General features: G+C 50.5%; 19 protein-coding genes. 14 read left to right on the top strand and 5 right to left on the bottom strand.

What is annotated here, in order from left to right; translation table 11 throughout:
- Window positions 1–12 precede the first annotated feature (12 nt).
- From BO18_RS23135 to BO18_RS23090, 10 genes are all read left to right on the top strand, one after another.
- Window positions 13–894: a LicD family protein gene (locus tag BO18_RS23135; protein ID WP_034449988.1), complete on the top strand. Its 882-nt coding sequence runs from the start codon at window positions 13–15 to the stop codon at window positions 892–894.
- Between the two features lie 12 nt (window positions 895–906).
- Entirely contained in the window at window positions 907–1,785 is an 879-nt protein-coding gene (locus tag BO18_RS23130; RefSeq protein WP_034449986.1) for a LicD family protein, read from the top strand.
- Between the two features lie 38 nt (window positions 1,786–1,823).
- Complete coding sequence (locus BO18_RS23125) at window positions 1,824–2,918, top strand: DegT/DnrJ/EryC1/StrS family aminotransferase (protein WP_034449985.1); 1,095 nt, start codon at window positions 1,824–1,826, stop codon at window positions 2,916–2,918.
- A gap of 11 nt (window positions 2,919–2,929) precedes the next feature.
- Window positions 2,930–3,847, top strand: a complete 918-nt coding sequence (locus tag BO18_RS23120; RefSeq protein WP_034449983.1) for a GNAT family N-acetyltransferase — start codon at window positions 2,930–2,932, stop codon at window positions 3,845–3,847.
- On the top strand, window positions 3,847–5,292 hold the full coding sequence (locus BO18_RS23115; RefSeq protein ID WP_034449981.1) for a lipopolysaccharide biosynthesis protein: 1,446 nt from the start codon (window positions 3,847–3,849) through the stop codon (window positions 5,290–5,292). The genes BO18_RS23120 and BO18_RS23115 overlap by 1 nt, the downstream gene beginning before the upstream one ends.
- Window positions 5,292–6,512 (top strand): CDP-glycerol glycerophosphotransferase family protein, encoded by a 1,221-nt coding sequence (locus tag BO18_RS23110; protein ID WP_034449979.1) that lies wholly within the window; start codon window positions 5,292–5,294, stop codon window positions 6,510–6,512. The genes BO18_RS23115 and BO18_RS23110 overlap by 1 nt, the downstream gene beginning before the upstream one ends.
- Entirely contained in the window at window positions 6,509–7,528 is a 1,020-nt protein-coding gene (gene rfbB, locus BO18_RS23105; protein WP_034449977.1) for a dTDP-glucose 4,6-dehydratase, read from the top strand. Before BO18_RS23110 ends, rfbB begins: the two co-directional genes overlap by 4 nt.
- Window positions 7,515–8,468, top strand: a complete 954-nt coding sequence (locus BO18_RS23100) for a glycosyltransferase family 2 protein (RefSeq protein ID WP_034449975.1) — start codon at window positions 7,515–7,517, stop codon at window positions 8,466–8,468. Before rfbB ends, BO18_RS23100 begins: the two co-directional genes overlap by 14 nt.
- Before the next feature lie 77 nt (window positions 8,469–8,545).
- Window positions 8,546–9,376 (top strand): glycosyltransferase, encoded by an 831-nt coding sequence (locus BO18_RS23095; RefSeq protein ID WP_034449973.1) that lies wholly within the window; start codon window positions 8,546–8,548, stop codon window positions 9,374–9,376.
- Entirely contained in the window at window positions 9,373–10,449 is a 1,077-nt protein-coding gene (locus tag BO18_RS23090; RefSeq protein WP_034449971.1) for a glycosyltransferase, read from the top strand. Before BO18_RS23095 ends, BO18_RS23090 begins: the two co-directional genes overlap by 4 nt.
- On the opposite strand, the gene BO18_RS23085 is transcribed toward BO18_RS23090, so the two are convergent.
- The 4 genes from BO18_RS23085 to glmS all read right to left on the bottom strand — a co-directional run bounded on the left by BO18_RS23085 (window position 10,440) and on the right by glmS (window position 16,999).
- Complete coding sequence (locus tag BO18_RS23085; protein WP_185752556.1) at window positions 10,440–11,312, bottom strand: hypothetical protein; 873 nt, start codon at window positions 11,310–11,312, stop codon at window positions 10,440–10,442. The genes BO18_RS23090 and BO18_RS23085 overlap by 10 nt on opposite strands.
- 138 nt (window positions 11,313–11,450) lie before the next feature.
- On the bottom strand, window positions 11,451–13,055 hold the full coding sequence (locus tag BO18_RS23075; protein WP_185752555.1) for a sel1 repeat family protein: 1,605 nt from the start codon (window positions 13,053–13,055) through the stop codon (window positions 11,451–11,453).
- 417 nt (window positions 13,056–13,472) lie between these two features.
- Window positions 13,473–14,447, bottom strand: coding sequence for an IS30 family transposase (locus BO18_RS23070; RefSeq protein WP_034449535.1), 975 nt, complete (start codon window positions 14,445–14,447; stop codon window positions 13,473–13,475).
- A 701-nt stretch (window positions 14,448–15,148) separates the two neighbouring features.
- Window positions 15,149–16,999 (bottom strand): glutamine--fructose-6-phosphate transaminase (isomerizing), encoded by a 1,851-nt coding sequence (glmS, locus tag BO18_RS23065; RefSeq protein WP_034449964.1) that lies wholly within the window; start codon window positions 16,997–16,999, stop codon window positions 15,149–15,151.
- 209 nt (window positions 17,000–17,208) lie between these two features.
- Between glmS and BO18_RS23060 the strand changes: the two genes are divergently transcribed.
- The 4 genes from BO18_RS23060 to BO18_RS23045 all read left to right on the top strand — a co-directional run bounded on the left by BO18_RS23060 (window position 17,209) and on the right by BO18_RS23045 (window position 23,987).
- Entirely contained in the window at window positions 17,209–17,937 is a 729-nt protein-coding gene (locus BO18_RS23060; protein WP_034449962.1) for an ABC transporter ATP-binding protein, read from the top strand.
- The gene (locus BO18_RS23055) at window positions 17,930–18,847 is read left to right on the top strand and encodes a SufB/SufD family protein (RefSeq protein WP_034449961.1); all 918 of its coding nucleotides are present in this window, start codon (window positions 17,930–17,932) and stop codon (window positions 18,845–18,847) included. Before BO18_RS23060 ends, BO18_RS23055 begins: the two co-directional genes overlap by 8 nt.
- A gap of 102 nt (window positions 18,848–18,949) precedes the next feature.
- The gene (locus BO18_RS23050; protein ID WP_034449959.1) at window positions 18,950–19,963 is read left to right on the top strand and encodes a DUF4236 domain-containing protein; all 1,014 of its coding nucleotides are present in this window, start codon (window positions 18,950–18,952) and stop codon (window positions 19,961–19,963) included.
- Window positions 19,964–20,129: 166 nt separating this feature from the next.
- Complete coding sequence (locus BO18_RS23045) at window positions 20,130–23,987, top strand: EAL domain-containing protein (protein WP_034449957.1); 3,858 nt, start codon at window positions 20,130–20,132, stop codon at window positions 23,985–23,987.
- Between the two features lie 9 nt (window positions 23,988–23,996).
- On the opposite strand, the gene BO18_RS23040 is transcribed toward BO18_RS23045, so the two are convergent.
- A complete protein-coding gene (locus BO18_RS23040; protein ID WP_034449955.1) occupies window positions 23,997–24,761 on the bottom strand; it encodes an exodeoxyribonuclease III in 765 nt (254 codons plus the stop codon).
- Between the last annotated feature and the right edge of the window lie 34 nt (window positions 24,762–24,795).

The raw sequence follows: 24,795 nt of genomic DNA, 5'->3' as shown, positions 1-24,795 counted from the left end.
GGAAGTAACTCTTTGATCAGCAGCAAGGAAATGTATTCGAAGAGCTTTAAGGAGTACATCCTGAGCGATGAGACCCTGAAGAAGGTTCAGGGAGAGCTGTTCAAGATCCTTTTGGACGTTAAGTACGTCTGTGAGAAATACGACATCAAATATATGCTCGCCGGCGGCACTATGCTCGGCGCCGTAAGGCATAAGGGATTCATCCCGTGGGATGATGACATCGACCTCTTCATGTTCAGGGAAGAGGCCGTAAAACTCGTCGCAAGGTTCAGGGAGGAGTTCCCCGACAAGTATCTGGTTGCCGAGCCCCTGTGCGACGACCTGTATTTTTCGAAAGCGATCAAGATATACAAGAAGGGCACGAAATATGTCGAGATCCCGCTCGCGGGGATCGATGCTTTCGACATGCTCTTCGTTGACGTGTTCATAATAGAGAATGTTCCCGCGAACAGCTTCATGCGCAAGCTTCACTGGAAGCACTACAAGTTCGTCTACAACGCAGCGAGCGTCTGCATCGACTACAAGTACCCGTCGCCGATAATCATGGAGAAGGCGAAGGAAAACAAGGATATCGCCGAATACGTGAACTTCAGGAGAAGGATAGGCTGGTTCTTCTCGCATTTCGGAGGAATGAAGTATTACCTCAGAAGATGCGAAAAGATCGGCAACATGAAGCGCCATACCGGCTGGGTCGGCGTTCCGTCAGGAAGCTACGACAACGAGAACTATCCCGAAGAGATCCTCCGCGAGACGACGATGGCCGAATTCTGCGGATATGAATTTCCGATACCCGCCGCATACGATACGGTGCTGGGCAGAATGTTCGGCGACTACATGAAGATCCCCGATCCGTCAAAGCGTGAGTGCCATGTGGCATATAAGATCGAGATCTGACAGGAGATAGCGATGGGCAAGGAATACGAACAGGACCTGCTTAAGAAGACACAGATAATTCTGACGGATATGATGCGTCAGTTCGACAAGATCTGCAGGGACAATGACATAGATTATTTCGTTGCATACGGCACCGCGATCGGCGCCATAAGACACAAGGGATTCATCCCGTGGGATGACGATATCGACGTCGGCATGATGCGCACCGAATACGAGAAGCTGAAGAAGGTTTTCGAGACTCAGGATACAGGCAATCTCTATCTGAGCAGTGCGGACAGTGACGACGAGTGGCACGATAAGTTCTTCCCGAAGCTCAACTACAGGGGCACCGTCTATATCTCGGATAACTGGCATGACAGTTTCGAGAAGGATGGCGAGAAGGACGGAAGGCCGATCAATTTCGACATATTCCTTTACGATTATGCTGATGAGGACCATCTCAAGATCGCGAAGAAAACGATGGACCTCAAGCGCAATTACATGTACACCAAGTTCAAGGCCAAGCTCATAAAGGGCAAGGGTGTGGGGGCGTTTGTCTCGAGCCTTGCAAAGAGGCTGATGTACGACATCCATGCTTCCGATCCGGACTATCCTAAAAAGCAGTTCGCGAAATACTTAAAGCTCATCGAGCACCCGAAGAGCGACTACATCATCTGCTACGACACCTGGTCCGAATTTGATGTCACGAGTTCGTTCATCAGGTACGATGAGTCCTTCCCGACGAAGTCAGTACAGTTCGAAGGGATCGACGTCAAGATACAGAAAGATTACGCGAAGACACTGACGGCCCAGTACGGCGATTACATGACTCTGCCGCCCGTGGACCAGAGAGTCGCCCACCCGCCTTACAACGTATCGTTCGGCGATTATAAGTTTCCGGATGAGGCCTGAGCGGCATCAGAGAACAAATCGAGGGAGTGTTGCTACATATGAAAATACCTTTTGTCAGTTTTATCCCGCTCGAAAAGGAGCTCGATAAGGAACTCCGCGGAGCCTTTGACCGCGTCTTTACAAGATCGTGGTATATCGAGGGTGAGGAAGACAAAACCTTTGAGCAGGCATTCGCCGAATACTGCGGTGTTAAGTATGCCGTGGGAACGGGCAACGGCCTCGATGCGCTGATGCTCGCGCTGAAGGCTCTCGGAATAGGCGAAGGGGACGATGTCATCGTTCCGTCGAACACGTTTATCGCGACTGCCCTTGCGGTTACCTATGTGGGTGCAACGCCCGTATTTGTCGAGCCTGACATAAGCACGTTCAACATCGATCCTTCCCGCATCGAAGATAAGATAACGGCTAAGACAAAGGCCATAATGCCGGTCCATCTCTACGGTCAGGCCTGTGACATGGATCCGGTTATGGAGATTGCGAAAAAGCACAGCCTTTATGTCGTCGAGGACTGCGCTCAGGCTCACGGCGCGACATACAAGGGAAGAAAGATCGGAACCTTCGGCGACGTTGCGGGATTCAGTTTCTACCCTGGAAAGAACCTGGGAGCGCTGGGCGATGCGGGAGCCGTCATAACAAACGACAAAGAGATCGCGGAAAAGGTAAGGGCTTTGGGCAATTACGGTTCCGACTATAAATACCACCACATCTACAAGGGCAACAACAGCAGGCTCGATGAGCTGCAGGCGGCTTTCCTGGCTGCAAAACTGCCAATGCTCGACAAGGTGAACGAGGAAAGAAGAAGGATCGCCGCACTCTATTCCGCGGGCATCAAAAATGAGAAGGTCATACTTCCCGTGGTTAGGGAGGACTGCGTTCCCGTATGGCATATCTACGCCGTAAGGTGCGCAGAAAGGGATGCATTGGAAAAGCACCTTGCAGACCTTGAGATAAAGACGAACAAGCACTATCCGATACCGATCCATCTGCAGGAATGCTACAGTGATCTCGGCCTCGGTAAAGGTTGCCTTCCTATTGCCGAAGAGATAAGTGCCACCGAACTCAGCCTTCCGCTATACTACGGGATGACTGATGAGCAGATACAGTACGTTATCGATTCTGTAAACAGTTTCTAAGGAGAAATGCGATGCATCTGAGACAACTGGAACTTAGGGATGCCCCGCTGATGCTCGAGTGGATGCACGACGAGAGCGTCGTAGGACAGCTCCGCACGGATTTCGCTTCGAAGACATTGAGCGACGCCGAGGCATTCATTAAAAAGAGCATTGAAGGCAGCAAGGACATCAACCTTGCAATAGCATCCGACGAGGATGAATACATGGGCACGGTAACGCTCCGCGACATAGAGGACGGCAGTGCCGAATTTGCGATCACGGTAAGGACCAAGGCCATGAGCAAGGGCTATGCCTGGACCGGCATGGAGATGATCCTGAAAAAGGCTTTTGAGGAACTTGGACTTGAGAGCGTTTACTGGTGCGTAAGCAGAAAGAATACGAGAGCCGTAAGGTTCTACGACAAGCATAACTTCCACGAGGCTTTGGACATTCCCGCAAAGGTCCTCGCAAGATATGAAGGCATCGATGACCTCAAGTGGTATTCGGTGCTCAAGGATGATGACATCAACGAGAAGGATACCGTTGCGGGCTGTAAGGTAATTCATATCAAGACGATCCCGACGGTCAATGCCGGCGAGCTCTCTTTCTTTGAGGCTGAGCAGGACGTTCCTTTCGACATCAAGAGGATCTACTACATCTCCAAAGTGCCCGAGGGCGTAAGGAGAGGATTCCACGCACACAAAGCGCTCAAGCAGCTTTTGTTCTGTCCGTACGGACGCATCCAGCTGATACTCGAGAACAACAACGGCAGGGAAGAGATAGAACTCTACGACCCTTCCATAGGCGTTCTCATAGAGGAACCCACCTGGCGTGAGATGCTGTGGCTCCAGAAGGATTCGGTACTGTGCGTTGCTGCTTCGGATCACTACGATCCCGCCGATTACATCAGAGACTACTCTGAATTCAAAGAGTACATACGGAGCAGATAATGACCTCGATCAGGGAAAAATGGCAGAAGATTCCGGTCACTTTAAAGGCTTCGGGTGCGTATGCGGTCTGCAGCATCCTGCAGCGCTGCATCTCTTTCTTTACGATGCCGATCTTTGCCAAACGGCTCCTCACGACAGAGCAGTACGGCGACGTTACTCTCTATAACACGTGGTCGAGCATAATCACGATAATACTGACGCTCAATCTCGCGTACGGTTCGTTCTCGACAGCGATGGTAAAGTTCGAGAAGGACAGGGACGGTTACATATCGTCCGTACAGGGTATTTTCTTATATCTGACGGGATTGTTCGTGCTGATCTATCTTCCTTTCAGGAAGCTTTTCAACACTGTTTTCGAGATGCCGACATGGATCGTGCTGATAATGTTCTTCGACATCATCACGAACAGCGCATGGTCTCTCTGGGCAGGCAAGAAGAGGTTTGAATTCAAGTGGAAGGAAGTCGTTGCGGCTTCGCTCGTTAACTCCATATTGTCTCCTGTTCTTGCACTGTTCATCGTGCTCAATATCGAAGAGCGCGGTTACGGAAGGATCATCGGTTTTGCAGCCGTAACTCTCGTGTTCGGCGGCTACCTCTTCATCGCGAACACCTTCCGCGGCAAGAAGCTCTACAAAAAGGAATACTGGGAATATGCCTTGAGCTTCAACATACCGCTCATCGCGTACTATCTTTCCCAGACGATATTCAACATGAGCGACAGGCTCATGATCGACCACATCATCGACAAGGGCGCCGCGGCCGTCTACGGCGTTGCCTACCAGCTCGCCACGGTCCTGACGTTCGTGCTCAATGCCATCAACAACTCATATGTGCCGTGGTTCTACGGACAACTCAAGGAGGGCAAGCAGAAAGAGAACAGGAGCGTCACGGTCGCGATATCCGTGCTCATGAGCCTTCTTCTGTGCGGCGTAATCTGGTACGCGCCTGAGATAATCCTGCTCTGGGCGGGCGAAAAATACACGGGTGCAAATTACGTCGTTTTGCCGGTTGCTGTAAGCATACTTCTCCTGTTCTATTCGCAGCTCTTCATCAATGTCGAGTTCTTCTATGAGAGGAAGAAGGAGCTCGTATGGGCTTCCATCGGATCCGCCCTGGTCAACATCGTACTGAACTGGTGGCTGATACCTTATTTCGGTATCGTTGCCGCAGGATATACGACGCTCGCAAGCTATGTGCTCTTTGCTCTCTGCAACTACATCGCGATGAAGAAGGTACTGAAGGAAAAGAACATGAAGGACGACATGTACGACTACAAGCTCCTTCTTGCCATCCTGGGACTTTTCTGCATCGTGGCGGCAGGAGGAGCACTGCTCTACAGCCTCCTATGGGTACGCATCGTCATCACGGTCATCGTCTTAATAGTCATGGTCGTAAAGCGCAACTACTTTATCGACATGTATAAGAAGATCAAGGGGAAGAAGTGATGGCTGATTCTGCGTTTAAAGAAGCATTGAGGAAAGCCAAGCACCGTCTGGATGCACAGGGTGCCAAGCGCTTCATCCGCGAGTTTGAATCAAAGCCCGTTGGAGATCCCGTCAAGGTGGGATTCATCGTCCAGATGCCCGAGGTATGGCATGTGCTCGAACCCGTATATAAGATAATGTGCGGCGATAAGCGTTTCGAGCCATGGCTCATAATAATCCCGTCCTATGACATCAAGAGCAGGACTTTTGCGGATAATGTCTCCGATTATTTCGTAAACGAATGCGTTAACGGGAATGTCATTACCGCCATAAAGGACGGCGCATGGTGTGACATCGATCTTCAGGGCTTCGATTACGTGTTTCTCCAAAGACCATACAACGAGTACTATCCCGCACATCTCAAGAGCGGGGAGATCGCCCGTCAGACGAGGCTCTGCTACATAACCTATGCCACGCATGAGATCATCCATGACGATGAATATCCGAATGATTTCTTTGAGAATGTATATCTTGGTTTCATGGAAGATGACGCGCTCACGGACATGCTGAACAAAAGATATTCGTCAGGCACCCACAGGCGTTATTTCAACGTCGGTCATCCCGCATACGAAAACGGGTTAAAGCTCGATAAGGAATGCGGTTATTCGAGCGTTCTCTGGGCGCCGAGATGGAGTACCGATCCGGCTGTCGGAGTCAGTCATTTCAGCGATTACTGCAAACCTCTGACAGGCTTTGATATGGGCAGCGGTTCACTTACCGTAAGGCCTCACCCCATGATGTGGGACAACTTCATCAAGAAGGGCGTAATGACTGAGGAGGAAAAGGCTGAGATCCTTTCTGATTGGGATAATGCGGGAATAAAGACTGATCCCAACAAGAGCATACTCGACACTTTTAATACGACGGATATCCTCATCTCGGACATCTCATCCGTCGTTCCGATGTTTTTCTTAAGCGGCAAGCCCGTGATATACTGTCCGTTCGACTGTGATTACACTGACGTATTCAGGAAGATCCTTCCGGGACTTTATAAGGCTTACGACTGGGACGAACTCTCAAAGACCCTGAAGATGCTGCTTTCCGGGGAAGATCCCCTCAGGGAGGAGCGCCTCCGGATTTTAAATGAGTCCTTTTTGAAGTATAATCATTCATCAGAAGCTATAGTCGAAGAGATATATAAGAATTCAACTGAACACAAGAAAAGAGGTCTTGATACATGAACATTATCGTAACGGGCGGAGCAGGATTTATCGGTTCTAACTTTGTTTTCCACATGCTGGACAAGCATCCGGACTACAGGATCATCTGCCTCGACAAGCTTACATATGCAGGCAATCTGTCCACGCTCAAGAACGTTATGGACAACCCGAACTTCAGATTCGTAAAGCTCGACATCTGCGACAGGGAAGGCGTTTACAAGCTCTTTGAGGAAGAACATCCCGACATGGTCGTAAACTTCGCTGCCGAGAGCCACGTTGACAGGAGCATCAAGGATCCTTCGATCTTCCTTCAGACAAACATCATCGGCACGAGTGTTCTTATGGACGCGTGCAGGGAGTACGGCATCAAGAGATATCACCAGGTATCCACGGATGAGGTCTACGGCGACCTTCCTCTGGACCGTCCCGACCTGTTCTTCACAGAGACGACACCCATTCACACATCTTCACCTTACAGCTCGTCGAAGGCCGGCGCGGATCTTCTGGTAATGGCATATCACCGCACGTTCGGTCTGCCTGTCACCATTTCGAGATGCTCGAACAACTACGGACCTTATCACTTCCCCGAGAAGCTCATCCCTCTCATGATCGTAAACTGCCTGCATGACAAGCCCCTCCCGGTATACGGTGAAGGTCTTAACGTCCGTGATTGGCTCTATGTTGAGGATCACTGCAGGGCGATAGACCTCATCATCCACAACGGCACAGTCGGCGAAGTATATAACGTCGGCGGTCACAACGAGATGAAGAACATCGACATCGTAAAGCTCATCTGCAAGGAACTCGGCAAGCCCGAGTCGCTGATCACATACGTTCAGGACCGTAAGGGACACGACATGCGTTACGCGATCGACCCGACGAAGATCCACAATGAACTCGGCTGGCTTCCCGAGACGAAGTTCGCTGACGGCATCAAGAAGACAATACAGTGGTATCTCGACAACCGCGAATGGTGGGAAGAGATCATAAGCGGCGAATATCAGACTTACTACGAGCGCATGTATGGCGAATCCTGATATCTCGGTCATCGTACTGACTTATAACGCCGATCTTAACGATCTTAAGAAGACACTACGTTCCATCATGCTCCAGAAAGGGGTCAGTTATGAGATCGTCATCGCCGATGACGGTTCTTCCGACAATCTCTCTGATGAGATAAGCGCTTTTTTCGAAACTTCCGGTTTTGAAGATTACGTTCTTGCCATGAGTCCCGAAAACCACGGCACCGTCATCAACGTCATAAGCGGTGTCGAAAAGGCTTCGGGAAGATACGTCAAGCTCATAAGTCCGGGCGATTATCTCTATGATGAGGATTCTTTGAAAAAACTCTTTGACTGCGCGGCAAAAAATGACGCGCCGCTTGTTTTCGGAGATATCCTGATCTTCGATTCGAACGCTGAAGAATTTACTGTCATCAAAAAGTGGGCTTATCCGCAGATCGTTAAGTGCTATTCGGAAGATAGCTATGATCCTGAAGCCGTAAGGCTCAATAATCTTGTCGTTGCAGACAACGTCCACGGCGTATCGACGCTCATCGAACACGTGGTGCTCCTGAAATATCTGAAGATGATCGAAGGCAAGGTCATCTACTGCGAAGACCTCTCATACAGGCTCATGGCATATGAAGGCGTGAAAATGATCCGCTGCCCGTATCCCGTCGTAATGTACGGCTACGGTGAGGGTATATCCACCAGCGGCAAATGGGAGGAAAGGCTCCGCAATGACACGCGCGCCGCAAACGAGCTGATGCTATCCATGCCGTGCAGTGACGAAAAGTTCAAGGAACTGATGCGCCAGGCTTTTGAGGAGCGCTTTTCGGGCGACAGGAAGAAGATGAAGGCGTTCTTTGCGAAGCACCCGGATCTCCTGCTTAAAAAGCTGAAGATGGAGCGCTCGCCGCGTTATACCGCCACTGAATACAATGAGGCATTTGTCAGTCAGATCCTCGGCGCCTGACGGAAATAACAGTTTGAACGTTAATATGGTTTTGTACGTTCATATAGTAGAATATACTTCTAACGAAGAGGAGTATTATGGCCAAGCTAAGCGTATTGTTGTCGCTCTACATAAAGGAAAAGCCTGAATATGTCGAGGAGTGCTTTCAGAGCCTCCTGAGACAGACCGTACCGGCTGATGAATGGGTCGTCGTCGAAGACGGTCCTCTTACCGGTGAACTTTACGCAGTTCTTGAAAAGTACGAGAAAGAGCATCCCGGCCTCATAAAGCGCGTTCCCCTCGAAAAGAACCAGGGCCTGGGACTTGCCCTCCGCGCAGGCGTTCCGGAGTGTTCGAATGACCTCATCGCGAGAATGGATACGGACGATATCTGCAGGGAAGACAGGTTCGAAAAGCAGCTTGCCGAGTTTGAGAAGGATCCGTCTCTGGATGTGGTCGGAAGCCACGAGGACGAGTTTGAGGATACTCCCGACACCATCGTCGCGAAGAGAACGGTCCCGCTGACGGACGCCGAGATAAAGAAATACCAGAAGCGCCGCGACGGTTTTAACCACGTAACCGTAATGTTCAAAAAAGCCGCTGTCCTGGCTGCAGGCAATTACCAGTCCTGCCCGCTCATGGAAGACACTTATCTCTGGGTCCGCATGATGAAGAACGGCATACACTGCAAGAACATTGACGAGTCCCTTGTCTTTGTCAGGATCGGCAAGGACATGTACGACAGGAGAGGCGGCTGGGCTTATTTCAAGAAATACAAAGCCGGATTTAAGATGGTCTACGCCACGGGCTACATCTCGTGGTTCGACTATGCTTCCGTAATAGTCATCCAGTTCATCGTGGCTTTGGTACCCAGAGGCATACGCGGCTGGATATTCAAGAAGATGCTGCACAGGAAGAAAAAGTCATGATAATACTGCATATAGGTTCGATCGCGGATAATCCGTTCAGCGGCGTGTGCGTCGTCGTGCCGCAGTACATCAAAGAGCAAAGGGCTCTCGGTCATCAGGCTGCCCTGTACAACATAAGGGAGAAGGACAGAACGGATCTGATCGACCAGTTCCCGCTGATGGAAAAGTTCGACATAGACAGGATTCCGGAGCCATTTAACCGCCCCGACCTTGTTGTTTTCCAGGAGTGCTACCGCAAAGAATACCTAAGCATATGGAAGCAGCTCAAGAGCAGGGGCATCCCCTATGTCGTGATCCCGCACGGCGAACTCCGCAAGGAGGCGCAGGCTCAGAAGAAACTCAAGAAGACGGTGGCAAACATCCTGCTCTTCAACAGTTTTACAAACAACGCTCTGGGACTGCAGTGCCTCTCGCAGCAGGAGTACGACACCACATCATTCGGACGCAGGAAGTTCATTGCGACCAACGGCGTGACGATGCCCGGGATCAGGAAAGAGTCTTTCCGCAGTGAAGGTTTGAAACTCGTATTCATAGGACGTCTCGACGCTCACGTAAAGGGCCTCGACATCCTCCTGGAAGCCGTCAGCAAGACGATGGATCTCATGAAGCAGAACCATGTGACATTGGATATCTACGGCCCCGATAATTTCGGCAGATACGAGAACATGGAAAGGCTCATCGAATCTTTCGGAGTCGGTGAAGTCGTAACGCTCCACCATGAGGTGCTCGGAAAAGACAAGGAGGATACACTCCTGGACGGTGATGTTTTCGTGCAGACGTCGCGCCACGAGGGAATGCCGGGCGGCATCCTGGAAGCGCTGAGCTACGGCGTTCCGTGCCTGGTAACAAGAGGCACGAACTTAGGTGAGAAGATCACTGAGACGGACTGCGGCTGGATGGCCGAAAACAATGCCGAAAGCGTTGCTGACTGCATCAGAAAGGCCATTGCCGGGAAGGATACGTTAGCAGCCAAGTCGGCTAATGCCGTAAGGTTCATCGAAGAAAATTACTCGTGGAACGTCGTCATGCAGAAGACGGTCGAAGAGTATCAGAAACTGCTGTCTCAGAAATAATATGTGTGACTGATGCCGGGGACGATGCCTTCAAGCGGATCGACTCCGGGATTTTCATGGAGCGCGCTCAATACCACGTCCATCATCTGAAGCTGTTCTGCCGAGGCGTAATATCCTCTTCCGCATATGGAGACATTGTATTTTTCGGGCTGGCTCGGGTTTGCGGGGCGGAGCCTGATCTCGAGATTGTGGGATATTATCTTTATCTCGGTGATGTAGAGTTCAAGATCAGAACCCTTGGGCGTGGTCCACGTTCCGATATCGGTATAGCCCGAGAAAGTGACGGATGTGTCGTTGTCGTAGAAGCCGAGGAAACGGTAGGAAGAATCCATTTCGCTGTAATCGAAGGCTTCCTTTACATAGAAAATGTCTATCCAGTCGCACTTGCATGTCCTTGCCTCGTAGTCGTAGACAGTGACGTCCTCAGGCTGGATAAGCATCGAGATGTCGGTATACGAATGGTATACGAGGTCGCCTTTCTGAAAGCCGAAAGAGCCCGATCCCACATCCCTGGATGAAGTTTCCGCGGTGTCTGAAGGAGCGGAAGTGTTTGATGTGTCAATTGTTTCGGATGTGTCAGAGGTGTCGGAGGCGTCAGTTGTTTCCTCTGTTGTGTTTTCGGTTTCCGAGGGAGTAGTCTCCGATTCCATTTGGCTTGTCTGCGTTGCGGAAGACGTGGTGTTCTCTGAGGTGGCAGCCGATGTTTCCGTGGTTTCTGTGGTTTCAGCTGTTGCGGAAGTTCTGTCCGTACTTTCAGAGGATGCTTCCGAAGGAGCCGTGCTGCAGGCAGAAAGCAACACGCCGGTCAAAACAACCGACGCTATAAGCCGCCGTATCTTACTGGATCCTGCATTGATTGCCATCCGTTATATGCACCTGTTCTATTATTCCCCAAGCGCAATTATATACCAAACCGGAAGATATTCCAGCCCGAAAACCATACTGAGAACGTCCGCTGTCTGTGGAAGTTATAATTCCTGAACAGCCGAGATCAGCCGAGATCAGCCGAGGTTCGTTCCGGAGGGCTTGTTGAAGAAGATCTTGTCTGCGGCAAATTCGAAGCAGACTCTTCCTTCATTTATGAACGTGAATATCGATGTGCCCTCCTTGGCATTGTTCCTTACGACCAGCTTGTCAAAGGTGAGATAACCGGGGGCCTTGGCCAGAATCTCAATGCGGTGGTTTATGTTTTCCGCAGGGAAAGAGAAATCGAGCCTGTCGCTCAGGCCGACGCGGAGCGCCCATGGCTGTACCGACAGCGACAGGGGTGCCTTGGTGTCGGGAAAGATGGAGTGGCGTCTTATCGTGAGCTTAAACTTGCCCTTAAGCTTCTTTGCGCGGAGCGAGTAATACGCGGGGAACGGAGGCCCCGTAAAGTCGTCGAAGACATCGGAGACGTCCTCATTGCCCAACATCTGCCAGGATGAATTGATCTTGATGTGATCCTTCGGCGTGAATTCGTTGATGACCTTGTCTATCTCGGTCTGTATGTGCTTTGAGAATTCAAGGTCGGAATAGAGCTTGTTTGTCTGATAGCGGACGAAAGAGGAATAGGATGCCTCAAGGAGAAGCTTGAGCCTCTTGGCCTTCTGGTCCGGGAAGATCGCAAGCGCATGAGCGATCCTCAGAGCGCTCTCCGGCAGGCATATGTTGTACTCGCCGGATTCAAACCTGATCCTGGCGTCGTGATATACCTGAAGGAAGATGTTATATGCAAGGAGCGGATCCGGATTGCCGGCCTCGCCCAAAAGGAGCATGTCCGCGAACATGAGCTTTGCTTCGAAAATGTTGTAGTTCGAAGCGATGGCAAAGTAGGAAAACGCCTTGTTGAAGTCGGGCTTGCCCGTAAGCCTGCCGTCGTGATAGATGAATCCCAGCGCGTTGGCCGCATAGCCGAAACCGAATTCCCTCAGCAGGATCTCAAAGAGCCTTGCAGCCTCGGCGTAATCGCAGCTGTAAGCGCTGTTGCCGCCGTTGCAGGCAAAAGCCTTGATCTTGAGCGCTTCGAAAACGTGCTCTTCGCACATCAGGTCCGTGAAATAGACGAATCTCGAGATGATGCTCTTGGGAGCATCCGACAGGAGCAGGTTGTTGTCCCAGTGGTTTACGAAAGCGAGCATCTGCTCTTTGGTATATGTGCGTTCTTCAAAAGGAAGATCCTTGTTTTCCTCGAAATTCTCGATGAGATTAAGGAGCTCGGGTATACCGAGGACCTCTGATGCCGTTCCTCTCGGGAATTTGCTTTCCTCATCGAGCTTGTCAGCAACCTGGGCGAGCTTGACCATTATGGTGACGATCATGTCCTCTTCCGTCTCGGGGATGGGAGGGCACGGAAAATCGTAGATGCGGTCGGGGTCGGGTCCCAGAAGTTCATCCAGGAGCAGATCCTCATAGAAATAAGTGGTGAGCGGGGCCCACCAGTCGAATATGAAATCCTTGAAAGAGAGCTGTTCATCCTCGAAATGTCCGAGCGCAGTCTTAAGGTCTGACAGCTGCATCGGATATTCATTCTCGCACTGGACGTCAAAGCCTGACTCGGGATATGCATCCGTGTCATCTCCGCCGACGATATCGATCCAGCCGACATCGTATCTGCAGATATCCATCAGTTTGTCCTGTGTCATAAAGATGTATGGTCTGTGTTTGCTCATGTGTATATTATAACGCGTGCTTATCCTTATTAAAGTCTTGACAAGGGTTTGTCCCATAATCGGGAGGGAACGGGGCGGGCGGAAGTCCCGTATTTACGGACAATGGAGGCTGTACCGGTGAGGGCTGGGGCTGTTCCCGGGAGGCGCATGACGCAAAGTGATGAGATTATCCCGTTGGGGTAGTTTTCGGGACTTTGGGATAAAACGGAGGCGAAATATTCCAAGCGGGTCATTTTTCGCGACTTTGGGATAAAACGGGGCTGAATTATCCCACCGAGCCATTTTTCGGGACTTTGGGATAAATTTTGAACTCGAAATTATCCCAAGATGAGGTTTTCTTGCAGTTTGGGATAAAATCCCAGCGGCGAATTTTCAAGTCAAGTGCAACGTGGTTGAATAGAAGACCTCGTAAGGTGTTGCATAGCCCAGACACTTTCTTGGCCTGGTGTTCAGATTATACACGACCTGTTCGACTAATTTATCTGTCATTTGTGTTATGTCCTTTCCTTTTGGAAAATATTCTCTAAGTAAGCCGTTGGTATTCTCGTTTGTTCCTCTAGCCCAGGGTTGGTGAGGTGCCGGAAAGTAGAATTCAATGCCGGTTTCTTTAGTGATCTCAGCATGTCTGGCAAATTCTTTGCCTCTATCTAAGGTCACGGTGAATACCGGTTGTCCTTTCAGGAGAGAGGACATAACTTCATTTACGTCATCTGACAACTTGGATCTGGACTTCTTACTAAGCAAGAATCGGCTGCGTCGATCTGTAAGTGTTACCAGACAAGACTTGTTAAATACACCAGCTACGGTATCACCCTCCCAATCACCGATTCTCAGACGTTTATTGGCCTCTTCAGGACGATCCTCTATTCGGTTGGAGATTATAATCTTTCCACGCTTTTCAAATTTGCGTCTTACATTTTTACCTTTACGCCTAAGCTTCAAGATCAGACCTCTGCCGTATTCACCTTTTCTGTTAAACACTTTCTTGTGCAGTGCACGGTAAATCGTGCTGTAACTTATTGAGTATTCTGAGTTCTCATGTTTGAGACGTCCTGCAATCTGTTCAGGGGACCATTGGTACACTTCTATCTTTTCTCTTACAGTCTCTTTCAAAGCCTCATTAGAGAGCTTGGGCTGCATCCGGCAAGTCAATCTTCTTGTTTCATACTTTCCTTGGGCAGTAGAAGCTCTATAGAAAGTTTGATATGAATTTCTTTTTATCTCACGTGATATGGTTGACTTGTTACGTCCCAAATAATCTGCAATAGCTGTAACACTCCAACCGTGTGATAGCCACAGCATTATCATTTCCCGTTCCATTAGTGTAAGATGATGGTAGTTGCTCATAAGGTGCTCCTTTGATGTTTTTTGTTTAGCAACACCATTATATCAAGGGCCCTATGGGCAATTCTTATTTACTGCGGTTGCACTTGACTTGAAAATTCGCCGCTCAAAATTATCCCAAGTGAAGCATTTTTAAACTTTTGGGATAATTTCACCTCTGAAAATTGTCCCGCGGAGGTAATAATCTAAGGTTTGGGATAAAATCGCCATTTAGGAGTCTTTTGGCAGGTATCGAGTAAGAAGTGCTTTCCTTTATTTCGATACCTTTGATTACAGAAGATATCGGAAAGGAAGACTTTTTAAGTTTTCGATACCCTGACCTTCCGGTTGATATCGTTTTTAAAGACTTTTTCCTGAAAACGATACCATGACCTTCCGGCTGATATCGTTTTTAAAGACTTTTTCCTGAAAACGATACCCTGACCTTCCGACTGATATCGTTTTTAAAGACTTTTCCCTGAAAACGATACTTTGGTCCTTCAGAAAGTATCGGAAATTGGGATTTTCCTCCGAAAACGATACCTTGAGTTTCGGCGGGTATCGGAAACGAAGAATTAAACCGGATTTCGATACCTTTGCCTCAGCTGGTATACAGCACAGCGGTTCTGACACCCGCGCAGCCCCGCCCCCAACAAAAAGTGCCGCCCCACCACGTGAGACGGCACCATTCAAATATCAGTTAAAGAATACGCGGGTAAGAGAACTTACTCTACCGTTACGCTCTTTGCGAGGTTACGCGGCTTGTCGACGTCGAGACCTCTTGCGCAGGATACATAGTAGCCGAGGAGCTGGAGCGGAACGACTGCCAGGGAAGCTGCGAAGAGCTCGTTGATCTTCGGGACATAGACCACGAAGTCCGCGGAGTCCTCGATCGCATAATTGCCGAATGACGTGAGGGCCATGAGGTAAGCACCACGAGCCTTTGTCTCTACAAGGTTGGAAAGAGTCTTCTCATAAAGACCGCTCTGTGTAAGGACACCGATGACAAAGGTGCCTTCCTCGATGAGGCTGATCGTGCCGTGCTTGAGCTCACCTGCAGCGTATGCTTCGCTGTGAATGTATGAGATCTCCTTCATCTTGAGGCTGCCTTCCATCGTGATAGCGTAGTCGATGCCGCGGCCGATGAAGAAGATGTCCTTCTGGGCCGAGAGCTTGGCGGCAAACCACTGGAGACGCTCCTTGTCCTCGAGGACCTTGTTGATCTTGGCGGGGATGGTCATTACTTCGGAAGTAAGCTCTTTTGCCTCATCTTCTGTAATGGCGCCTTTTATCAAAGCAAACTTGATGGCAAGAACATAGCAGATAGCGAGCTGGGCTGAATATGCCTTGGTGGTGGCAACAGAGATCTCGGGACCTGCAAGTGTGTAGAGTACATAGTCTGCTTCACGTGCGATGGTGGATCCTACAACGTTAACTATGGCAAGCGTCTTGATGCCGTTTGCCTTAGCATCTCTTAATGCTGCGAGTGAATCTGCAGTCTCGCCTGACTGGCTGATGATGATGCAGAGGGCATTCTTGTTGAGAGGCATGGATCTGTAGCGGAATTCGGATGCAAGCTCGCATCTTACCGGAATGCCTGCCAGTTTCTCAACGATATACTGGGTGCAGCAGCCGACATGATATGCGGAACCGCATGCAACGATGTAGATCTGTTCAAATGATTTGATGTCCTCATCCGTGAGATTTGTGGCGGAGAGATCGATCTTATATGAGTCTCCGTCGGGTACGATAACGGAATTAAGAGTATCTGATACTGCCTTGGGCTGCTCGTGGATCTCCTTCATCATGAAGTGCTCAAATCCGCCCTTTTCGGCAGAAGCCGCATCCCAGTCGATCTCCACGGGAGTTTTCTCGATTGTGTCACCGTCCAGGTTATAGAAAGTAACATTGCCGGGTTCGAGACATGCCATTTCAAGGTCATCGATGTAGTAAACGGTTCTTGTGTACTTAAGGATGGCGGGAACGTCAGATGCAAGATAGGAAGCATCCTTGTCGAAGCCGATGATCATGGGGGAGTCCTTGCGGGCGACGAAGATCTTGCCCGGGTGATCCTTGAACATTACGGCGAGAGCGTAGGAGCCTCTTACACGGACCATTGTCTTTGCGAGGGCTTCGATCGGGTCGTGTGTGTATTTCTTGTAGTAGTAATCGATGGTCTTGATGGCGACTTCGGTGTCTGTCTCGGAATAGAACTTGTAACCCTTGCGGATCATCTTGTCCCTCAATTCCTGATAGTTCTCGATGATGCCGTTATGTACGCCGACAACGTTATAGTCGTCAACGATGTGGGGATGCGCGTTGTTCTCGGTGGGTTCGCCGTGGGTAGCCCATCTCGTGTGGCCGATGCCGCAGGTGCCCTTGAGGGCCGCGCCGCCGTCGGTCTTTTCAGCGAGGACTTTGAGTCTGCCCTTGGCCTTGACTACAACGGGGTTCTTTTCGCCGTCCCTTACCGAGAGACCGGCAGAGTCATAACCTCTGTACTCGAGCTTTGCAAGACCGTCCAGGAGGATAGGAGCTGCTTTTTTCTTTCCTGTGTAACCAACGATTCCGCACATAATAAGGAATTCTCCCTGCTTTTTTTAATTGAAGTATTTTATCACACGGCGAATATCCCTATTGAAACTCTCTGGGTATCATAATCATTTCCGTTAAGTATGATAGCCGTTTACAAATAATTTTCGTCATATGTCGAAAATAACTATTGATAATTGCCCCGAAACAATTTAAAGTAAGTTGGCTTTAATAAACGGAAAGGGGAAGTCATATGCTCGAACTGCAGAACATCAGCTTTCATGCCGATGACAAAGACATCCTTAAAGATATAAACCTTACGATAGACGACAAGTTTGTCGCCATCACCGGACCCAACGGCAGCGGTAAATCGACCCTGTTAAAGATCATCATGGGCATCATTAAGCCCACTTCGGGAAAGATCATCTTTGACGGGCAGGACATCACGGAACTAGCCGTCAACGAACGCGCCAACCTGGGCATCAGCTTTGCATTCCAGCAGCCCGTCAGGTTCAAGGGCCTTAAGGTAAAGGACCTTCTGACGATCGCGGCAGGCGAAGGCGTTGACGTCACCAAAGACTGCAAATACCTGTCGGCAGTCGGTCTCTGCGCCAAGGATTACCTGAACCGTGAGATCAACGATACGCTTTCGGGCGGTGAGATGAAGAGAATTGAGATCGCAATGGCGGCTGCAAGAGGCGGAAAGCTCAGTCTTTTCGACGAGCCTGAGGCCGGCATCGACCTCTGGAGCTTCCAGAGCCTCATCAAGGTTTTCGAGAACTTAAGAAGAGTCACGAACGGAAACATCATGATAATCAGCCACCAGGAAAGGATCCTGGAGATTGCCGACAAGATCATCTACTTGAAGGACGGTGTTGCCGACAGATACGACGAGTCCGCGAAGATCATGAGCGAGCTCAACATGGGCCGTTACGGATGCGGCTGCGCATACTCTCAGAAAGAAGGTGTCTGCAATGGATGATCTCGAAAAGAGAATGCTCAAAGAAGTTGCGGAGCTGGACAGCCTTCCGGTAGGCGCGTTCAACATCAGGAGCAACGGCAAGAGCGAGGCAAGGAACTCAACGGCAAACATACAGATCGAATCCCGTGAGTCGGGTGACGGCATCAACGTATATTTCAAGGACGGCACGAAAAACGAATCCTGCCACATCCCGGTCATCATCAGCATGTCCGGTCACAAGGAGTGCGTATATAACGATTTCTTCGTCGGCGAAGACTGCGACGTCACCATAATCGCGGGCTGCGGCATCAGCAACTGCGGCGGTCACGACAGCCAGCACGACGGCATCCACACCTTCCATATCGGTAAGAATTCGAAGGTGAAATATGTCGAGAAGCATTACGGCGAAGGCACAGGCACGGGCAAGAGGTTCATGAACCCCACGACTGTGGTCCACCTCTCTGAAGGCGCAACCATGGATATGGATACTTCCCAGATCGCCGGAATAAACGACACTTACAGGATCACCAGGGCCGATCTCGGTCCCGGCGCGAGCCTGGTCATGCACGACAAGATCCTTACGAATTTCGACCAGACGGCCAAAGCCGAGATCGTGGTCGAGCTTAACGGCGACGGTTCCTCATGCGATATCGTAAGCCGCGGCGTAGCCAAGGGCGAATCACAGCAGGATGTTATCATCGACATTGCGGGAAACAGCGCATGCCACGGTCACGCAGAATGCGATTCCATCATCATGGACAAGGGCGTCATCGTAGCAACTCCGAAGCTCAAGGCAACATGCGTAGATGCTTCGCTCATCCACGAGGCAGCCATCGGAAAGATCGCCGGCGAGCAGATCATAAAGCTCATGACTCTCGGCTTAAGCGAGCAGGAAGCCGAGCAGAAGATCATCGAAGGATTCCTGAGGTAACGGAGACTGTCCCGGACGCCGTCATTTAATAAACAAAATAAAAGAATTGTCTCCGCAATTGTGGTAAAATAACTTTAACATTTTTTACCGGAGGCACGGCGTATGGGACTTAATTTCCGCAAATCTATCTCTTTGGGCAAGGGCTTGAAGCTCAACTTAAGCAAATCAGGACCCAGTGTATCATTCGGTAAGAGCGGATTCAGACAGTCCGTTAACCTGAAGGGACAGGCAAGGACAACGGTCGGCATTCCAGGCACGGGCATCTATTACACAAAGACAAGCAATGTAAAGAATATCGTCGGCGGACTTACCGGAAAGGATAAGGATACGTCGGCAAAGGGCAAGAAGGCGGCAGGCAAGGCTGCCGGTGAAAAGGCCGAGAAGGCGCCCAAGACAACAAAGGCTGCTGCAGCCGCACCCGCAAAGAATGCGGTAAATGAAGAGCTCATCGCAGAATCCAAGGCGAAGATCGAGGAATTTGCAGCAGGCATCGAAGCGCTCAAGTCAGTACATAAGCAGTCCGACGGATACATCGACTGGGAAGCAGTCGCGAACGGTGCTGTATCAGGCCAGATGAAGGAACTCCAGCCCTTCGCACAGAGCGTTCTTGCCGGTGATATAGATTCTTATTTCCAGGTTATCTCCGAAGTCGGACCTTTTGATGACCTTCTCGAATACGGCAGCGGATTTGAGGTCGGAACGGACGATCCGAAGATCCTTGAGATCGAATTCCAGGTCAAGTCAGATAAGATCATCCCCACGGAATATCCCGACATGAAGGCAAGCGGAGAACTCGTCATGAAGGAGTTCAGCAAGTCTGCGTACTATGAACTCGTCCAGGACTATGTCTCGAGCACGATGCTCAGGATCGCAAGGGATACATTCGCCATCCTTCCCGTACAGACGGTCATCATACACGCCGTTGACAAGGTGCTGAACCCGGCCACGGGCAATGACGAGGAAGTCACCATCTGTTCCGCAAAGATCAAGAGAGATGCGCTTGCCACCCTTAATTTCGAGCGTATCGACCCTTCAGACTGCCTTGAGAGCTTTGAGAGCAACGTTAAGTTCAGGAAGACTTCCGGCTACGCTCCCGTCGACAGAGTGCTCGCGTAAGTCCCGCCTGAAGCAGGGCTTCCGTTTGTTGACAGAATGTAAACTTTCAGACGGTATCCTGATAACAAACGCGTGCGTTTATTGCTTTTCAGGATGAGGCTGATTAGTATTACAATATAAGTGCTTTTACTTTGTTTTATGGATTATTACTCGTAGAGGGTCGTTGATGTCGAGACGCAAGAGAATAGCTTTATTTGTAGCCCAGGCTGATGAATACTATCAGGCCCAGTTTATAGAGGGCTTTATCGGTAAGGCATTCGAACATGACGCGGACGTCCTTGTTTTCAGCAGCTATCTCAAGTATCAGAACAATCTGGGAAGAGAAGTGGGCGAGACGTCCATCTTCACGCTTGTGCCCTATGAGGATTTCGACGCCATAGCAGTAATGGCCGACACTCTCCAGTCTCCGGGTCTTTCCGACAGTATCGAGGAGATCATCCACCAGCGCTGCAAATGCCCCGTAGTATTCATCGACAAGGAGAGCAAGTATTTCCCGTCGGTATTCCCGAATCACTACGGCGCCGTAAAGAAGCTTGTCGATCACCTTATCGAAAAGCACGGCTATACAGACATCGCTTACCTCACAGGTAAGGCATGGCACCACTATTCCAAGCAGAGATTACAGGCATTTATGGACGCTATGTCCGAGCACGGTCTGACGGTCGGAAGAGACAGGGTCTTCTACGGAGACTTCTGGTATACGAGCGGCGAGAATCTCGGTGAGAGGCTCTTAAAGAAGGGCGGAAAGCTCCCTCAGGCTATCGCGTGCGCCAATGACTGCATGGCCATAGGTCTTTGCAAGGCGCTCGAAGGCGGCGGGATCAATATTCCCAACGACATCGCCGTGGCAGGTTACGATTCCACCGAAGAGGGCAGGTATTCGCCTAAGCCCGTCACATCGCTCAGGATCCCGGCCAAGTCTCTGGGCGCATATGCTTTGGGACTTCTCTTCGATAAGATGGAAGGCCGCGAGACGCCTCCTTTCGAAGATTACGGCGATTTCTTCTGCGGAAGGACATGCGGATGCAGCGAGGACAAGGTCCAGTATGAGACAAAGCTCCGCAAGGTATGGGATACCGATACATCGCATAACAGCGTTTTCTCGTCTTTCAACCATCTCGATGAGGATCTGGTCATCCAGAATGATTTCGATGGTCTCGCGAAAACGACATTCTCGTATGTTTTCCAGATAAGAGAATTTGAGAGCTTCAGCATCTGCCTGAACGACAAGTGGCAGCAGAAGGCTAAGGCCATGTCCGGAGCCATCGACGATTCTAGGATCTCTCCCGAGAGGCTCTCGGACGTTGACAGGTTCTTTACCAAAAAGATGATGCACGTCATCGCGTGCCGTGAGGAGAGGCTGAGCCTCGACAGGGTAAGCGACGACGTCTATTTCGACAGGCACGTTCTTATCCCGAGGCTCGACAGCGAGAGGATGAAACCCGAGGCATTCTTCTTCACGCCGCTGCATTTTGAGGAATCGACGTTCGGCTACGCGGTACTGTCTTATACGGAACCGAGATCTTACAAGAAATCCTACCGTTTCTGGCTCCACAGCATTATGAGGGGCCTTGAGAACTTCAGAAGATATGACGAGCTCATCGCCATCAACAAGAAGCTCGAAGCGAGCCTCGTAAGAGACCCGCTCACAGGTATCTACAATTACAACGGCTTCCTCCAGCAGACGGAAGACATCATAATAATGAATCCGCTGAGGGAAGAAGAGCAGGTCGGAGTACTCGCCGTCGACATCAAGAATCTTTCGAAGATCAACAACGAGAACGGAAGGTCCGCAGGCGACAATGCCATCATCAGCATGGGGCATTTCATGGACGAGGTATTCTCCCACGGGCGCATCTACTGCATGGGCAACGGCGAGATGGTCGCGCTCGAAGTCATGGGCAAAGACGAAGATGTCATGCAATGCCTTGAGCAGAGGGTCAAGGCACTCTACGAAAAGATCGAGGAGTATAACGCATCCCTTGGCGAAGGGTCGAGAAAACTCGAGGTATATTACGGCACTTCCGACGGAAGACCGAAGACAAAGTCAGATTACGAGAGCCTTGTAAGCGTTGCGCTTTCAAGAAAGAACGGACAGAAACTCAATTTCCAGAAGATGAACGCGGACGGCTTCGACGAGTCGCAGATCGAGGAGGCAAAGGTCGTAAACGAGATCCTCGACAAGAACAGGATAAACTACCATTTCCAGCCTATCGTAAATGCGCGCACAGGCGAGATCTATGCTTACGAAGCACTGATGAGAGCCGACACGAATCCTTATGTGCAGCCGCTCCTTGTCATCAAGTACGCAGGTTTCTTCAACAGGCTGTACGATATCGAATATGCCACGTTCCATAATGTTCTCAGTTATGTCATGGAAAACAGAGGCAAGTTCGATCCTGAGGCCAAGATATTCATCAACTCCATTCCGGGCCAGCGCCTGAAGAAGGAGGACATGGATAACATCTCAGAGATGGCAAAGGCTCTTCAGGGCAGGCTCGTAGTCGAGTTTACCGAGCAGTCTGAGATCGATGACAAGGAACTTGCCGACATGAAGAGGGAGTATCAGGCTTTCGGTTTTGAGACCGCGGTCGACGACTACGGCACAGGTTACTCCAACGTCAGCAACCTCCTGCGCTACATGCCGAACTATGTAAAGATCGACAGGGCGCTCCTGGCAAACATCCAGGATTCACCGCAAAAGCAGCACTTTGTAAAGGACATCATCGAGTTTTCGCACGACAATAACATTATGGCTCTCGCCGAAGGCATCGAGACGACAGAGGAGATCGAGACGGTCATCAACCTCGGCATCGACCTCATCCAGGGCTACTACACCGCGCGTCCTTCCGAGAAGATCATCAAGGAGATAGCTCCCGAGATCAAGGAAGAGATCGTCCGTTACAGCTCGGGCAAGGCAAGGAACCGCACGAGAAGAGACTATGTCGCAGGAAGGGAAGTAAGGATCTCGCTCCCGATCCTCATAAAGGAAGGCTATAACACCATTCACGTCACGTCCGGACATGTCACCCACAGGGATCTTCATATCCTGGGCGTTCCGGGCGACGATGCTGTGATCAGTCTCGAGATCGAGAGCGGTTACAAGGGTAAGATCGCCATTGAGAACTGCTCGTTTACGGGCAGGATGCACGATGCGGCAATTAATATCGGCGACGACTGTGAAGTAGTTCTCTCGCTTACCGGCGACAATGTACTGTCCGGAGGAGGCATCAAGGTATCACCGACTTCCACGCTTACGTTTGAAGGCACCGGTAATCTGTCGATCGGTTCGACCGGAGTCGAGGCGTTCGGCATCGGAAATGACATGGATTCCTATCATGGAGACCTCATCTTCGATCAGGACGGGCAGATAGAGATATCGGTCAATGCCAGCAAGAGCGTTGCCATCGGAAGCGGCCTCGGCGGACACATCATCGTCAGAAGGGGTATGTACAAGATCAACCTCATGGGCCAGCACGCGGTCGCCATTGGATCGAATTCCGGCGACATCGAACCGCTCATAAGTAACTGCTATGTAGGCATAAAGAGTGTAGCGCAGTATGCTGTGGGTATCGGTTCCGTCATGGGCAGATGCGACCTGATGATCGAGCACTCGTCGGTAAACATGGATTTCGAGGGAGCCGAGATAGTCATGATCGGTTCAAAGCACAGCGAGAAGCTCCAGGTAAGGATCTACAGTGCGACCATTACCGCGAAGTCCAAGGCGCACGATATCACCGTTATCGGATCCGGTACGGCCGCGCCCACTAATGTTTCCATCGATTTCGTAACACTGAGGGTCGATCTCGGAGGCACACACTCCGGCATCTACAGGGGCATGGATAAGAACGTCAAGATCAGGGTATCCAACTCAAAGACGGAAGGCGCCATCTTTACGGGCCTTTCCATTCCGGAACATATGGAGAGCATGGATTTCCGCTCTACGGGCTCACTTACCAACCTCGAAATCAACGGACATCTCATGACCGAGAATACGGTCGGCATTAAGGACAGCGACAGCTGATAAGCTTACTCACTTAAGATCGAGATAGATAGGGCAGTGGTCGGATCCCATGATATCCGTCATCATGTTCGACTCCTTAACACGGGAGTTGAGGCCGTCTGTCGTAAAGAAATAGTCGATCCTCCAGCCTACGTTACGCTCTCTTGCGGCCGTCTTGTAGGACCACCACGTGTAGCATTCCTTATCGTCGGGATGGAGCATCCTGAAGGTGTCAGTAAGGCCTCTTTCGATGAACTTGTCCATATAAGCGCGCTCTTCAGGCAGGAAGCCTGAGATCTTTGAGTTCGCCTTGGGGTTCGACAGGTCGATCTCCTTGTGCGCGGTGTTGACGTCGCCGCAGCAGATGACTTCCTTGCCCTTCGCCTTGAGCTCATCGACCTGGTCTAAGAAGCAGTCGTAGAATCTCAGCTTGAACTTGACGAAGTCGTCGCCCCTGCCGCCGTTCGGAAAGTAGATGTTATAGAGCACGAAATCGCCGAAATCAGCCTTTATCACGCGTCCCTCATGGTCGAACTCCTCAACGCCGAAGCCGAATTCGACGCTTACGGGCTCGATCTTTGAATAAAGGGCGGTTCCCGAATAGCCTTTGCGTTCGGCGGAGTAGAACCAGCTCCTGTAGCCCGGGATGTCCGTGATCTCAGGACCAAGCTGATCTCTCATCGCCTTGATCTCCTGGATGCCTATCACGTCGGCGCCGATCTTTTCGAGGCTTTCGGCAAATCCCTTTGTTGCAACTGCTCTGATACCGTTAACGTTCCAGCTCGCTATTCTCATAAAACTGCTCCTGAATTATAATTGCTATGGATAA

The organism is Butyrivibrio sp. AE2032 (genome assembly GCF_000702965.1).
This window is presented reverse-complemented; position numbering and strand designations above follow the sequence as displayed.